Annotated in this window: 14 protein-coding genes; 1 reads left to right on the top strand and 13 read right to left on the bottom strand. The window is 64.0% G+C overall.

Annotated features, from left to right (window positions below; translation table 11 throughout):
* Nucleotides 1–18: 18 nt before the first annotated feature.
* The gene (gene hemB, locus RSO41_RS10265; protein WP_410000323.1) at nt 19–1,032 is read right to left on the bottom strand and encodes a porphobilinogen synthase; all 1,014 of its coding nucleotides are present in this window, start codon (nt 1,030–1,032) and stop codon (nt 19–21) included.
* Nucleotides 1,033–1,253: 221 nt separating this feature from the next.
* On the opposite strand from hemB, the gene elbB reads away from it, so the two are divergent.
* On the top strand, nt 1,254–1,916 hold the full coding sequence (gene elbB, locus RSO41_RS10260; RefSeq protein ID WP_315619000.1) for an isoprenoid biosynthesis glyoxalase ElbB: 663 nt from the start codon (nt 1,254–1,256) through the stop codon (nt 1,914–1,916).
* A gap of 87 nt (nt 1,917–2,003) precedes the next feature.
* Here the strand turns inward: elbB and tatC are convergent, their stop codons facing one another.
* From tatC to argS, 12 genes are all read right to left on the bottom strand, one after another.
* The gene (tatC, locus tag RSO41_RS10255) at nt 2,004–2,750 is read right to left on the bottom strand and encodes a twin-arginine translocase subunit TatC (protein ID WP_315618999.1); all 747 of its coding nucleotides are present in this window, start codon (nt 2,748–2,750) and stop codon (nt 2,004–2,006) included.
* Complete coding sequence (gene tatB / locus RSO41_RS10250) at nt 2,747–3,157, bottom strand: Sec-independent protein translocase protein TatB (protein WP_315618998.1); 411 nt, start codon at nt 3,155–3,157, stop codon at nt 2,747–2,749. Before tatB ends, tatC begins: the two co-directional genes overlap by 4 nt.
* A 6-nt stretch (nt 3,158–3,163) precedes the next feature.
* Nucleotides 3,164–3,424, bottom strand: a complete 261-nt coding sequence (gene tatA / locus RSO41_RS10245; RefSeq protein ID WP_315618997.1) for a Sec-independent protein translocase subunit TatA — start codon at nt 3,422–3,424, stop codon at nt 3,164–3,166.
* A 78-nt stretch (nt 3,425–3,502) separates the two neighbouring features.
* A complete protein-coding gene (locus RSO41_RS10240) occupies nt 3,503–3,832 on the bottom strand; it encodes a phosphoribosyl-ATP diphosphatase (protein ID WP_315618996.1) in 330 nt (109 codons plus the stop codon).
* Between the two features lie 25 nt (nt 3,833–3,857).
* A complete protein-coding gene (gene ubiB, locus RSO41_RS10235; protein ID WP_315618995.1) occupies nt 3,858–5,480 on the bottom strand; it encodes a ubiquinone biosynthesis regulatory protein kinase UbiB in 1,623 nt (540 codons plus the stop codon).
* The gene (locus RSO41_RS10230) at nt 5,477–6,112 is read right to left on the bottom strand and encodes an SCP2 domain-containing protein (RefSeq protein WP_315618994.1); all 636 of its coding nucleotides are present in this window, start codon (nt 6,110–6,112) and stop codon (nt 5,477–5,479) included. The genes ubiB and RSO41_RS10230 overlap by 4 nt, the downstream gene beginning before the upstream one ends.
* A gap of 7 nt (nt 6,113–6,119) precedes the next feature.
* Nucleotides 6,120–6,872 (bottom strand): bifunctional demethylmenaquinone methyltransferase/2-methoxy-6-polyprenyl-1,4-benzoquinol methylase UbiE, encoded by a 753-nt coding sequence (ubiE, locus tag RSO41_RS10225; protein WP_315618993.1) that lies wholly within the window; start codon nt 6,870–6,872, stop codon nt 6,120–6,122.
* Between the two features lie 263 nt (nt 6,873–7,135).
* Nucleotides 7,136–7,522, bottom strand: a complete 387-nt coding sequence (locus RSO41_RS10220) for a gamma-butyrobetaine hydroxylase-like domain-containing protein (RefSeq protein WP_315618992.1) — start codon at nt 7,520–7,522, stop codon at nt 7,136–7,138.
* A gap of 166 nt (nt 7,523–7,688) precedes the next feature.
* Nucleotides 7,689–9,011 carry an ATP-dependent protease ATPase subunit HslU gene (hslU, locus tag RSO41_RS10215; protein ID WP_315618991.1) on the bottom strand — a complete coding sequence of 441 codons (1,323 nt, stop codon included), beginning with the start codon at nt 9,009–9,011 and terminating at the stop codon, nt 7,689–7,691.
* A gap of 2 nt (nt 9,012–9,013) precedes the next feature.
* On the bottom strand, nt 9,014–9,532 hold the full coding sequence (gene hslV, locus RSO41_RS10210; RefSeq protein ID WP_064699620.1) for an ATP-dependent protease subunit HslV: 519 nt from the start codon (nt 9,530–9,532) through the stop codon (nt 9,014–9,016).
* Nucleotides 9,533–9,763: 231 nt separating this feature from the next.
* A complete protein-coding gene (locus tag RSO41_RS10205; protein ID WP_315618990.1) occupies nt 9,764–10,510 on the bottom strand; it encodes an SPOR domain-containing protein in 747 nt (248 codons plus the stop codon).
* Nucleotides 10,511–10,513: 3 nt separating this feature from the next.
* Entirely contained in the window at nt 10,514–12,199 is a 1,686-nt protein-coding gene (gene argS / locus RSO41_RS10200; RefSeq protein WP_315618989.1) for an arginine--tRNA ligase, read from the bottom strand.
* Nucleotides 12,200–12,453 lie beyond the last annotated feature (254 nt).

The raw sequence follows: 12,453 nt of genomic DNA, 5'->3' as shown, positions 1-12,453 counted from the left end.
GGGGCTCCCATCCGGCGCTCAGATTTCGTCGGACCCACCGGCGAGCAGGCGGGCCGCTCGCTTGGCGAAATACGTCAGGACGCCGTCGGCACCGGCACGCTTGAAACACATCAGTGACTCCAGCATGACCGCGTCGGCGTCCAGCCAGCTGTTGTCGAAGGCCGCCATGTGCATGGCGTACTCGCCGCTGACCTGATAGGCGAAGGTCGGCACCCTGAATTCGTCCTTCACACGACGAACCACGTCCAGGTAGGGCATGCCGGGTTTGACCATCACCATGTCGGCACCTTCGGCGAGGTCCAGCGACACTTCGTGGAGCGCCTCGTCGCCGTTGGCGGGGTCCATCTGGTAAGTGGACTTGTCGGCACGCCCCAGGTTGCTCGCTGACCCCACGGCGTCGCGAAAGGGGCCGTAGTAGCTCGATGCATACTTGGCGCTATAGGCCATGATCCGCGTGTTGTGCAGCTGTTCCTTTTCCAGCACCTGGCGGATGGTCCCGATGCGCCCGTCCATCATGTCGGACGGGGCGATGATGTCGGCGCCCGCTTCGGCGTGGGACAGAGCCTGCTTGAGCAGGGTTTCCACGGTACGGTCGTTGAGCACGTAGCCGTCGGCATCGAGGATGCCGTCCTGTCCGTGGCTGGTGTAAGGGTCCAGGGCCACGTCGGTCATGATGCCGAGCTCCGGGACGGCCCGCTTGAGTGCGCGCACGCTGCGTTGGACCAGCCCGCCGGCACTGTACGATTCCTCGGCCAGCTCGCTCTTCAGCGATGGTTCCACCACCGGGAAGAGTGCCAGCGCGGGAATGCCCAGGTCGCGCGCCTCCCGTGCTTCCTCGATCAGAAGGTCCAGAGACAATCGCTCCACGCCGGGCATGGAAGGTACCGCCTCGCGCTGGCCTTCGCCATCGAGCACGAACACCGGCCAGATCAGGTCGGCCGGTGTCAGGGTGTTCTCGCGCATCATGCGGCGCGAAAAATCGTCACGGCGCATGCGGCGCATGCGCGTGGCGGGAAACTGGCGTGAGGTCATGAGACTCAAGGTTTCTTCTCCGACTGGTGACCTTGGGCCGCCAGGGCAAAGTCTGGTGGCCCAAGATGACATCATGATGACAATGCCTCGAGTATATCAGCGTGGCACGGTGTCGAAAGATGCGCCTTGTCGCACCCTTGGCGACTCTCTACAGTGAAGGGTTCACAATGACCGACCCCGTCCGGCGAAACCGGTGGGAGCACGCGTTCAAGGAGACGAGCATGAGCAAGCAGGTAGCGGTGATTCTGTCGGGGTGCGGGGTACAGGACGGTTCGGAAATCTATGAGACCACCCTGACCCTGTTGCGCCTGGATCAACTGGGCATCGGCTATCGCTGTTTCGCCCCGAACATCGATCAGCATGATGTGATCGACCATCGTACCGGAGACGTGCAGGGCGAAGCGCGTCGCAACGTGCTCGTCGAGTCGGCACGCCTGGCTCGGGGAGATGCTCAGCCTCTCGAGGAACTCGAAGCCGACGAGTTCGACGCCGTGATCCTGCCGGGGGGCTTTGGCGTTGCCAAGAATCTTTCCACCTTCGCCGAGGATGGTGCCGACCTGGTCATCCAGGCCGGGCTTCGGGAGGCGCTGGCGGATTTCCACGAGGATCGCAAGCCGATCGGCCTGATGTGTATCGCGCCGGTGATGGTGCCGCGACTGCTGGGTCCCGGCATCGCCGTGACCATCGGCCACGACCCGAGCGTTGCCGGGGCGATCAGCGCCATGGGGGGCCTGCATCGCAGCTGCAGTGTCGAGGATATCGTCGTGGACTTCGAGAATCGCGTCGTCACCACGCCGGCCTACATGCTGGCGACACGCATTGGCGAAGCCGCTACTGGTATCTTCAAGCTGGTCGACCGGGTCGATGAGCTGATGGACCTGTAACCCGGCTGCGCCGGGAGCGGTAAGCGATAAGCCGTAAGCTGTAAGGTAAACCTCCGAGGCATTGAGCCTTGGGGGTTTTCTTATGGCTTACAAGTCGTTTTCCGCGTCGCGCTTTCGCTTGACCAGTCGTCCGAACAGCAGCCCGACTTCGTAGAGCAGGTACATGGGGACCGCCAGCAGGCTCTGGGAGACGACGTCGGGTGGGGTCAGCAGCATGCCGATGACGAAGCAGCCGAGCACGACATAGGGCCGCTTGCGGGACAGGCTTTCCACGGTGGTGGCGCCGGAGAGAATCAGCAGGAAGGTGGCGATGGGGATCTCGAAGGCCACGCCGAAGGCGAAGAACAGCTTGATCACGAAGTTGAGGTACTGCTGGATATCGGTCATCACCGCCACGTTCTCGGGCCCGGCCTGGGTGAAGAATTGAAACAGCAGCGGGAAGACCACGTAGTAGGCAAAGGCGGCGCCGGCGTAGAAAAGCGCGATACTCGAGGCCAGCAGGGGGAGTGCCAGTTTCTTTTCGTGTTCGTACAGGCCCGGCGCGATGAAGGACCAGGCCTGGTGGAGCACGAAGGGCACGGCAATGAAGACCGACACCATCAGGGTCAGCTTGAAGGGCGCCAGGAAAGGAGAGGCCACCTCGGTGGCGATCATCTGCGAACCTTCAGGCAACAATGCCATCAGAGGGTCGGCAACGAAGGTGTAGATATCGTTGGCGAAGGCATAGAGCCCGAGGAAGATCACCAGGATGACCACCACGGCACGCATGAGCCGTGAGCGCAACTCGATCAGGTGTTCGATCAGCGGGGCTTGCTTGGACTCCTGTTGGCTCATCGGGAGGTGGTGTCCTTGTCGGCATCTTGAGAGGCTGCAGCGTCGGGGCGTCGATCCGCGTCGATGTGTCCCGAGGCGGCTTCCGGGCTTGCGCCCATCGAAGACTCGCGGGGGGGCGGTGGCGTCTCATCGGAGGCGTGATGCTTCGTCTCGGCGAGGCCTTCGACATCGCGCTTGACGCGATCGACACCCTCATCGAGCTTTTTCTGCTGCTCGTCGAGCTTCTGTCGCAGCTCTTCGGCCTCGAGCTGGCTGTTGATCTCGCGCTGCATGTCGGATACGGACCGCTTGATGCGGCCGACCCATAGCCCGGCGGTGCGAGCTGCCCTGGGCAGGCGCTCGGGCCCCAGCACCAGCAAGCCGACGACGCCGAGGATCAGGAGTTCGAGAAAGCCGATGTCGAACATGGCGGCTTACTTGCGCTCTTCCTGTTCCTCTGCCTTGCGCTCGGCCTTGACGTCGTAGGTCGTGCCCTCGTCGTCATGGCGGACTTGCGCCTGAGCGTCTTCCTTGGCCTTGTCCTCGCCTTTCTCGTCCTCATGCATGGCTTTCTTGAAGCCTTTCACGGCACCGCCCAGATCGCCGCCGACGTTGCGCAGCTTCTTGGTGCCGAAGATCAGGATGATGATGCCGAGCACGATCAGCAGTTGCCAGATACTGATACCACCTAACATGGAGACTTCCTCAGGTTGGGGCTTCGGGATGCCCCGAAGCGACAGTGCAAAGCGAGAATGTCGGTGCGCCCGTGGGCGCTATCGTGCAGCCTTCTCGTCATGTCCGGAGACGCCGAAGCGTCGAGCCAGTTCGTCGAGCACCTGGTGATGATCCAGGTCCAGATGCGAGAGCATCACCAGACTATGAAACCACAGGTCGGCGGTTTCGGCGACCAGTGCCTGGCGCTGGTCGTCTCCCCCTCCCTCGGCATCCTTGGCCGCCAGCAGGGTCTCGGTGGCTTCTTCGCCGACTTTCTCGAGTATCTTGTTCAAGCCCTTGTGATGCAAGGCGGCCACGTAGGAGTCTTGCGGATCCTCGTGACGACGCTGTTCTAGCACGTCATGAAGGCGTTCCAGGATATCGCTCATCGGTTAAGGTTCCATTGCAGGGTTGTCAGTTCCACACCAATAGCAGGGCCCCAAGCAGGGTGGCGCCGAGCACCGGCCAGGGTTGTCCGTCGGCCCACTCGACCAGAGGTTGCCAGGCCAGGGCGGCTGCGACCAGGAGCACGCCCAGACGCAGCCGCCGATGGCGACGGCTCTGGCGGTCGAAGCGGCGTCGGATGTCGTGTACGGCTTCGGCCTGACGGCGCTGGTGTTGATGGCCGTGTTCGGCACGCGAGAGGGCTTGATGGGCCAGCACCGGCAGTTCCGGGAGTTGGCGAGAGAGCTCGGGGGCCTGTCGCTTGAGGGATTCCCAGAGTCCGCGAGCGCCGGCGCGCTCGCGCATCCACTGCTCCAGAAAGGGTTTGGCTGTGGCCCACAGATCCAGATCCGGATAGAGCTGACGTCCGAGTCCCTCGATATTGAGCAGTGTCTTCTGCAACAGCACCAGTTGTGGTTGAACCTCCATGTTGAAGCGACGAGCGGTCTGGAACAGGCCCAGCAATACCTGGCCGAAGGAGATGTCCTTGAGGGGTTTCTCGAGGATCGGCTCGCAGACCGTACGCACCGCGGCGGCGAATTCGTTGGCCCGTGTGTCCTCGCCGACCCAGCCGGACTCGATATGCAGGGCGGCGACCTCGTAGTAGTCCTGGTGGAAGAAGGCCAGCAGGTTGCGGGCCAGATAATCCTGGTCCTCACGGGTCAGGCTGCCGACGATGCCGCAGTCGATGGCGATGTACTGCGGCTCACCGGGCGTCTCGCGAGCCACGAAGATGTTGCCCGGATGCATGTCGGCATGGAAGAAGTTGTCGCGAAAAACCTGGGTGAAGAAGATTTCCACGCCCCGTTCGGCGAGCTTCTTGAGGTCGGTACCCTGGGCCTCGAGTGCATCGATGTCGGCGACCGGCACGCCGTGGATGCGCTCCTGCACCATGACGCGATGGCGTGTCAGGTTCCAGTGGGTGGCCGGCACATACAGCAGCGGCGAGCGATGGAAGTTGCGCTTGAGCTGGGAGGTGTTGGCGGCTTCCTTGGTCAGGTCGAGCTCATCGAACAGCGTCGATTCGTAGTCGCGCACCACTTCCACCGGCCGCAGGCGCCGCGCCTCGGGTATCCGCGCCAGGATCGCGGCGAGCCGGTACAGCAGTGCCATGTCCTGACGCATGACGCGCTCGATGCCGGGACGGATGATCTTGACCACGACGTCTTCGCCGCCGTGCAGGGTGGCGGCGTGAACCTGGGCGATCGAGGCCGATGCCAACGGTTCCGCAGCGAAGCGGGCGAAAGCCTCGTCGATCGACATGTCGAGTTCCCGCTCCACCAGCGTGCGGGCTTGCTCGCCGGGGAAGGGAGGCACCTGATCCTGGAGGCGCTTGAGTTCATCGGCGATATCGGGCGGCAAGAGGTCGCGTCGTGTCGACAGCACCTGGCCGAACTTGACGAAGATGGGGCCGAGGGTCTCCAGGGCCAGGCGCAACCGCTCGCCGCGGCAGCGCGAGCCGGTGGGAATCAGGCGTAGTGGCGACAGCAGGAAGAGCCCCCGCAACCACCAGGGCAGACGCGTCAGCGGCAACAGGGTATCCAGCCGGTAACGGCTGATGACCCAGGTGATGCGCAGCAGGCGCGGGATCATGCCGAAGCCTCCGGCGCGGTCAGCCGTCGGCGTAGCCGTTCGAGGCGCGCTTCCAGGCGATCGGTGGCGAGCTCGAGCTCGGTGAGATGGTCGCGCATCATCTCGAACTGATGGTGGCCCGGCAGCAGCCGGGCTTCCTCGAAGACATATTCGGCGACGTCGGCGCGTAGCTCGCGCTGGGTGCGAAGCCCCCAACGGCCGACGCTGCGCATGCCTTCGGCCAGGCTATGGGCGGGCACATCACCGAGCCAGCGTGCCAGTTCGCCTTCCCAGTCCAGGTCGAGGTCCAGCAGCAGGTCGCGGACCTCCTCCAGCAGGTGGACGCGTCCCCTGACGGCCAGCTTGCCCTGAAACATCAGTCGTTCGATGGAGGCGCCGCCCAGCAATTCGCCCAGGGTCTCGGTATCGAGTTCGACAGTGGCGTCGAAGGACGCTTCATCGAGATCGTCCGGGCGCAGTAGATCGATACCGCCGGGATGGAAGTGGGCGCTCAGTGCCAGGGAGGGGTGTTCCAGGCGCAGCAGGATACGCTTCCCGGCCAGGCGTGAGAGGCGCGATGGCGCGGCGGGATCGCGGGCGAGCAGGGCATTGAGCGTACGCTCGAGGCCGGCCAGTAACAGGGTCGATGTCATCTCGGCCTCACAGTTTGATGCCGCGATGCAGGGCGACGATGCCGCCGGTGAGGTTGGTGTACTCGACGCGTTCCAAGCCGGCGGTTTCCATCATTTCCTTGAGGGTTTCCTGATCGGGATGCATGCGAATCGATTCGGCCAGATAACGGTAACTGTCGGCGTCGCCGGCGACGCACTCGCCCATGCGGGGCAGCAGGCGGAAGGAATACTCGTCGTAGGCATGATTGAGCAGGGCACTGCGGGGTTTGGAGAACTCCAGCACCAGCAGGCGGCCGCCGGGCTTGAGCACTCGCGTCATGGAGCGCAGGGCGGCGTCCTGGTCGGTGACGTTGCGCAGGCCGAAGGCAATGGTGATGCAGTCGAAGCTGTTGTCGGGGAAAGGCAGTGTCTCGGCGTTGGCCTGAACGTACTCGATATTGCCGCCGACTCCCCTGTCGAGAAGCTTGTCGCGACCCACCCGCAGCATGGACTCGTTGATGTCGGCCAGCACGACACGGCCGCGCGGGCCGACCAGTCGCGAGAACTTGAAGGTCAGGTCGCCCGTGCCGCCGGCGATATCGAGCACACTGTGGCCGGGACGTACGCCGGCACGTTCGATGGTCAGGCGCTTCCAGACCCGATGGATGCCGAAGGACATCAGGTCGTTCATCACATCGTAGCGGGAAGCCACCGAGTGAAAGACATCCGCCACGCGGGAGGCCTTCTCCGTGACCGGAACTTCCTGGTAGCCGAAATGCGTGGTGTGCTTGTCGCTGGTCATGCGAGGGGCTCCCGAGTCAGCTGCACCAAAGGAGGCGAGGCCGGGCCTCGCTCGATGGGGCGCATTGTAGCGCCCCGTGACCGCCCTTGTCTTGACGACGGGTCGGGTCTAACCGAAAGGGAAGCAGCAGATTTCCGTCGTGAGCGAAGGCGGGCCGGTCGTCGCCGGAACGGAGGAGCCGGAGTTTACTTGCTGCTAAATGAGGACTCCGAGTACCGCCGGCGGCCGGCCTGTCGAGCGCAACAGGAAACCGGCGCTTTCCCCTAGAGTTGCTTGATCTCGATGCTCAACGCCTCCCGCGACGCACCGGCCTCCTCCAGACGCTTCAGGTAATCGGCCCAGTTGGCCTCGCGGTGCTGTATTAGCTCGTACAGGGTGTCCCAGCTGTAGAGCCCGCTGTCGTGGCCATCGTCGAAGTGCAGCTTGATCGCGTAGCGTCCGACCCGCGAAATGTTGGCCAGACCGACATCCTTCTTTCCGACCTGCAGGGTGGCGGACTCGGGGCCGCCATGGCCACGTACCTCGGCGGATGGTGAGAAGACGCGCAAGTATTCCACCGACAGCCGGAAACTGACGTCATCTTCATAGATCAGCTCCAGCTCGCGGGCCTGCTTGTGGTAGTGAACCTGAATGGGGATCGGAGCGGACATGGGGACCTCCGGTGCCGGGCTTCGCCCGGAGCTTTAAGCTGTAAGCTCTAAGCCGTAAGTGGCCTTCAGCCCACCTCGCATGCCTTGAGGCGGCGCAGTGCCGCCGGCCGGTACTGCGCTACCGAGGGGGTACTTACAGCTTATCGCTTAAAGCTTACAGCTGGGGTTAGAGAATATACCGCGACAGGTCTTCGTCGACGGCGAGTTCGCCGAGCTGGGAGTCGACGTAAGCGGCGTCGATGGTCAGTGTCTCACCGAGGTCGGAGCCCTTGAAAGAGGCGTCCTCGAGGAGTCGCTCCATCACCGTATGAAGGCGGCGGGCGCCGATGTTCTCGGTGCCTTCGTTGACTTTCCAGGCGATCTCGGCGATGCGCTCGATGCCGTCGTCGGTGAATTCCACCTTGAGGTCCTCGGTAGCGAGCAGGGCTTCGTACTGTCGGGTCAGGGCCGCCGAGGGCTCGGTGAGGATGCGCTTGAAGTCGTTCGGCGTCAGAGCGTTGAGCTCGACGCGAATCGGTAGCCGGCCCTGGAGCTCGGGGATCAGGTCCGAGGGGCGCGAGAGGTGGAAGGCACCGGAGGCGATGAACAGGATGTGGTCGGTCTTCACCATACCGTGTTTGGTGGACACGCTGGAGCCTTCGATCAGTGGCAGCAGGTCGCGCTGCACGCCTTCGCGGGAGACCTCGCCGCCGCTGGACTGACCGCTGCCCTTGGCGACCTTGTCGAGTTCGTCGAGGAAGACGATGCCGTGCTGTTCCACTGCGTCGATGGCGCGCTGCTTGATGTCGTCTTCGTTGACCAGTTTGGCGGCCTCTTCGTCACGCAGCAGCGAGAAGGCATCCTTGACCGCTACCCGGCGGGTCTCGGTCTTCTGCTTGCCCATGTTGGAGAACAAACTCTGCAACTGACTGGTCATCTCTTCCATGCCCGGCGGCGTCATGATATCGACACCCTGACCCTGGGGCGTGACTTCGATGTCGATCTCTTTGTCGTCGAGCTGGCCTTCGCGGAGCTTCTTGCGGAACGACTGGCGGGTGGCGTTCTCGGTGCGCGGCTCGTTTTCCTGGCCGCGGGGCGGCGGCAGCAGAGCGTCGAGGATGCGGTCTTCGGCCGCATCCTCGGCTCGATGGCGGACTTCATCCTTGGCCTGCTCGCGAACCAGCTTGATGGCGGCTTCGGTGAGGTCGCGAATGATCGACTCCACGTCGCGGCCGACATAGCCGACTTCGGTGAACTTGGTGGCCTCGATCTTGATGAAGGGGGCACCGGAGAGCTTGGCCAGGCGGCGGGCGATCTCGGTCTTGCCCACCCCGGTGGGGCCGATCATCAGGATGTTCTTGGGTGTGACCTCCTGGCGGAGCTCCTCGTCGAGCTGCATGCGACGCCAGCGGTTGCGCAGGGCACTGGCCACGGCACGTTTGGCGTCCTGCTGGCCGATGATGTACTGGTCCAGGGCGTGGACGATTTCGCGGGGTGTCATCCGGGTCATGATCAGAGCTCTTCCAGCGTGACGTGGTGATTGGTGAACACGCAGATGTCGCCGGCGATCTCCAGCGACTTCTCGGTGATCTCGCGGGCCGGGAGGTCGGTGTTGTCAAGCAATGCGCGGGCCGAAGCGAGAGCGTAATTGCCGCCCGAGCCGATGGCGATGATACCGCGTTCAGGCTCGACCACATCGCCATTGCCGGTAATGATCAACGAGGCGTGCTTGTCGGCCACCGCCAGCAGTGCCTCGAGGCGGCGCAGGGCGCGGTCGGTTCGCCAGTCCTTGGCCAGCTCGACGGCGGATTTGACCAGGTTGCCCTGGTACTTCTCGAGCTGGGCTTCGAAGCGTTCGAACAGCGTAAAGGCATCGGCGGTACCACCGGCGAAGCCGGCCAGTACCTGGCCACGGTAGAGACGACGCACTTTGCTGGCGTTGCCCTTCATCACGGTATTGCCCAGGGATACTTGGCCATCGCCGGCCAGGGCCACCTGGTCGCCGCGACGCACGGAAACGATCGTGGTCATGGAGGGGACTCCTTGAGGGAGCAGGGCTCCCGATGACTTTGGAAAGGCTTAACGAAGGCTGCGCGGGGAGGTCGTAACGCAATGGCTGCCGTCCTTTCCGCCCGCCGACTCGTACAGCGATCCCTTATGCGACGCCGTCTAGTTGGCGCCGTGAGAATACGTTGTTCGGATAGGTGCGGGCGGGGGGGAGGAAATTCAACCGCCTGGGGTGGGCGGCGAGGACGCCGCCACTCAGTTCTGCAACTGGATCAGCAGGGGCTCGATGCCCTGGGTGACCATCAGGTCCTGGGCCCGGGAGAGCTCGTTGCGGTCCGTATAGGGGCCGGCCTGGACGCGATGCCAGGTTGCGCCATCCCCGGTCTTGACCTCGGTGATATTGGCCAGCAGGCCGAAGTCCTTGAGACGCCCGGCGAGCTGTTCGGCGTCGGCGGTCGAGCGGAAGGAAGCAGCCTGCAGCATGTAGCGTCCGTCGGCCTCGACCTCCGGTTCATCGGCCGATGCCTCCGGGGCCTGGGTGGTGTTAGCGGCAATGACCTGGGCAATGGGGTCATCCACCGGTGCCTGGGGGTCGGATGTCTCCTCGTCCTGCGATGCCGAGGTTTCCCGCTCGGGCCGTGACGGTGGGGAGGCCTCGGGCATTTGACCGCCCGGTGCGACGACCTCGGATTCCGGCAGCAGGGTATAGAACTCGAAGGTCGGCATGGGCGACTCGTCCGGCTTCGTTTCCTGTTCGGCAGAGGTGTCAGCCTGCGACGGCGCGTCGGACGACGGAGACTCAACCGTGGCCAGGGGAGTCTCCGGTGCATCCTGCCAGGGGGCGGTACCATGCTGATGTTGGGAGATCAGGAAGCCGGCCACCAGGCCGGCCAGCCCCCATAGCCACCCTGGCAGGCCACGACGTGATGTCTGGCTCCTGGTGGAGCGACGCTGGCTGGTGGCACCGCGCTTTCGGGGTGGGGTTTTCTTGCGGGTCGCCATGCGTTACATCTCCTCCGGGGCGCCGACACCCAGCAAGTCGAGGCCGTTGCGCAGCACTTGTCGGGCCGCCAGGCCCAGCGCCAGGCGGGCATTGCGTTGAGCGTCGTCCTCGACCATCACCTTTATGGCGTTGTAGCAGGTGTGGAACTCGGCGGCGAGATCCTGCAGATATTGGGCGATCTGCTGAGGTTCCCGGGCGAGAGCGGCACGCTCGACGACTTCGGGATAACGTGCCAGGCGGTTGAGCAGGGTCTTTTCCTGTTCGGCATCGAGCAGGGCCAGGTTGTCCAGGGCCAGGTCGTGGTCGAAGGGGCGTTCATCGGTCTGGGCCTTGCGCAGCATGCTGCAGACCCGAGCGTGGGCATACTGGACGTAATAGACGGGGTTGTCGTTGGACTGGGAGCGTGCCAGGTCGATGTCGAAGGTCAACTGAGAGTCGGCGCGGCGTGCGGCCAGGAAGAAGCGCGTGGCATCGCGCCCCACTTCGTCGATCAGGTCGCGCAGGGTGACGTAGCTGCCGGCGCGCTTGGAAAGCTTTACCTCGACGCCGGACCGGGTGACCAGCACCATCTGGTGCAGCACATAGTCGGGCCAGCCTTGGGGGATGTCGGCTTCCAGCGCCTGCAGGCCGGCTCGTACTCGGGTGACCGTTGAGTGGTGGTCGGCGCCCTGTTCGTTGATCACGGTGGTGAAACCGCGCTGCCACTTGTCCAGGTGGTAGGCGACATCCGGCAGGAAATAGGTGTAGTCGCCGTCACGCTTGCGCATCACCCGGTCCTTGTCATCACCGAAATCGGTGGTGCGCAGCCAGGTGGCGCCCTCATGCTCGTAGGTGTGGCCCTTTTCGGCCAGACGCTCGGCAGCGGCCGCGACCTTGCCGTCGCGGTACAGCGAGGATTCCAGGAAGTAGACATCGAACTCGACACCGAAAGCGCGCAGGTCCAGGTCCTGTTCGCGACGCAGATAGGCCACGGCGAAGTCGCGAATGGCGTCCAGGTCGTCGGGGTCGCCCTTGGCGGTGACGTGGCGGTCGTCGGCATGAACGGTTTCGCCGGCCAGGTAGGCCTTGGCCACGTCGGTGATGTAGCCGCCTCGGTAGCCGTCGGCGGGCCAGGCATCGTCCTCGGGGGTGACACCCTTGGCCCGGGCCTGAACTGACAGGGCCAGATTGCTGATCTGGGCACCGGCGTCGTTGTAGTAGAACTCGCGAGTGACGTCGAAGCCCGAGGCTTCCAGCAGCCGGCACAGGCAGTCGCCGATCGCGGCGCCGCGACCGTGACCGACGTGAAGGGGGCCTGTGGGGTTGGCGGAGACGAATTCCACCTGGACTTTCTGCCCCTGGCCCACCAGGCTGCGCCCGAAGGCATCGCCGCCGTCGAGGACCTCTCGCACTACCTGGGCGGCGGCATCGGTGGCGGCAAAGAAGTTGATGAAACCGGGGCCGGCGATCTCGACCTTGCTGACGGCCTCGCTGGCGGGCAGGGCGGCCACCAGCTTTTCGGCCAGTTCGCGTGGTTTCAGGCCGGCCGGCTTGGCCAGCATCAACGCCAGGTTGGTGGCGTAGTCGCCGTGGGCCTTGTCCTTGGCGGGATCGACCTTGATGGCCGGGGCGAGCTCGGCGGGCAGTACCGCCTGGCGCTGGAGGTCTTCCAGGGCGCGCTCCAGAAGCGAAATGATGGTGTCTTTCATGGAAAGTCTTCGATGTCCTGTGGCGCGGGCAGTCAGCGGGGCATTGCGCACATCGCTCATGCAGGCGTTGTCGGCAATGCCATCCAGGCGCTCGCCCGTCTTTGGGCAATTGGTCGCATATTATCGACAATTGTGGGGCGGCTTTAAACCCCAGCCGGGCTGCGCCCTACCCGGCTTCGCCGGGAGCTGTAAGCTTTAAGCTGTAAGAAAAAACAAAAAAACCTTGTTCCCGGAAGCTTCGGGGGTATTCTCTG

This window comes from Halomonas sp. I1 (assembly GCF_032334135.1).
Classification (GTDB): domain Bacteria; phylum Pseudomonadota; class Gammaproteobacteria; order Pseudomonadales; family Halomonadaceae; genus Halomonas.
Note: the sequence above shows the minus strand (reverse complement) of the source record. Positions and strands in the feature narration are given on the sequence as shown.

Bases quoted from the DNA above. Each gene is read 5' to 3' on its own strand.
- tatB (WP_315618998.1), bottom strand. From the start codon at position 3,157: ATGTTCGACATCGGCTTTCTCGAACTCCTGATCCTCGGCGTCGTCGGC.
- tatC (WP_315618999.1), bottom strand. From the start codon at position 2,750: ATGAGCCAACAGGAGTCCAAGCAAGCCCCGCTGATCGAACACCTGATC.
- ubiB (WP_315618995.1), bottom strand. From the start codon at position 5,480: ATGATCCCGCGCCTGCTGCGCATCACCTGGGTCATCAGCCGTTACCGG.
- RSO41_RS10220 (WP_315618992.1), bottom strand. From the start codon at position 7,522: ATGTCCGCTCCGATCCCCATTCAGGTTCACTACCACAAGCAGGCCCGC.
- hslU (WP_315618991.1), bottom strand. From the start codon at position 9,011: ATGACCCGGATGACACCCCGCGAAATCGTCCACGCCCTGGACCAGTAC.
- RSO41_RS10240 (WP_315618996.1), bottom strand. From the start codon at position 3,832: ATGAGCGATATCCTGGAACGCCTTCATGACGTGCTAGAACAGCGTCGT.
- RSO41_RS10230 (WP_315618994.1), bottom strand. From the start codon at position 6,112: ATGACATCGACCCTGTTACTGGCCGGCCTCGAGCGTACGCTCAATGCC.
- RSO41_RS10205 (WP_315618990.1), bottom strand. From the start codon at position 10,510: ATGGCGACCCGCAAGAAAACCCCACCCCGAAAGCGCGGTGCCACCAGC.
- argS (WP_315618989.1), bottom strand. From the start codon at position 12,199: ATGAAAGACACCATCATTTCGCTTCTGGAGCGCGCCCTGGAAGACCTC.
- hslV (WP_064699620.1), bottom strand. From the start codon at position 9,532: ATGACCACGATCGTTTCCGTGCGTCGCGGCGACCAGGTGGCCCTGGCC.
- elbB (WP_315619000.1), top strand. From the start codon at position 1,254: ATGAGCAAGCAGGTAGCGGTGATTCTGTCGGGGTGCGGGGTACAGGAC.
- tatA (WP_315618997.1), bottom strand. From the start codon at position 3,424: ATGTTAGGTGGTATCAGTATCTGGCAACTGCTGATCGTGCTCGGCATC.
- hemB (WP_410000323.1), bottom strand. From the start codon at position 1,032: ATGACCTCACGCCAGTTTCCCGCCACGCGCATGCGCCGCATGCGCCGT.
- ubiE (WP_315618993.1), bottom strand. From the start codon at position 6,872: ATGACCAGCGACAAGCACACCACGCATTTCGGCTACCAGGAAGTTCCG.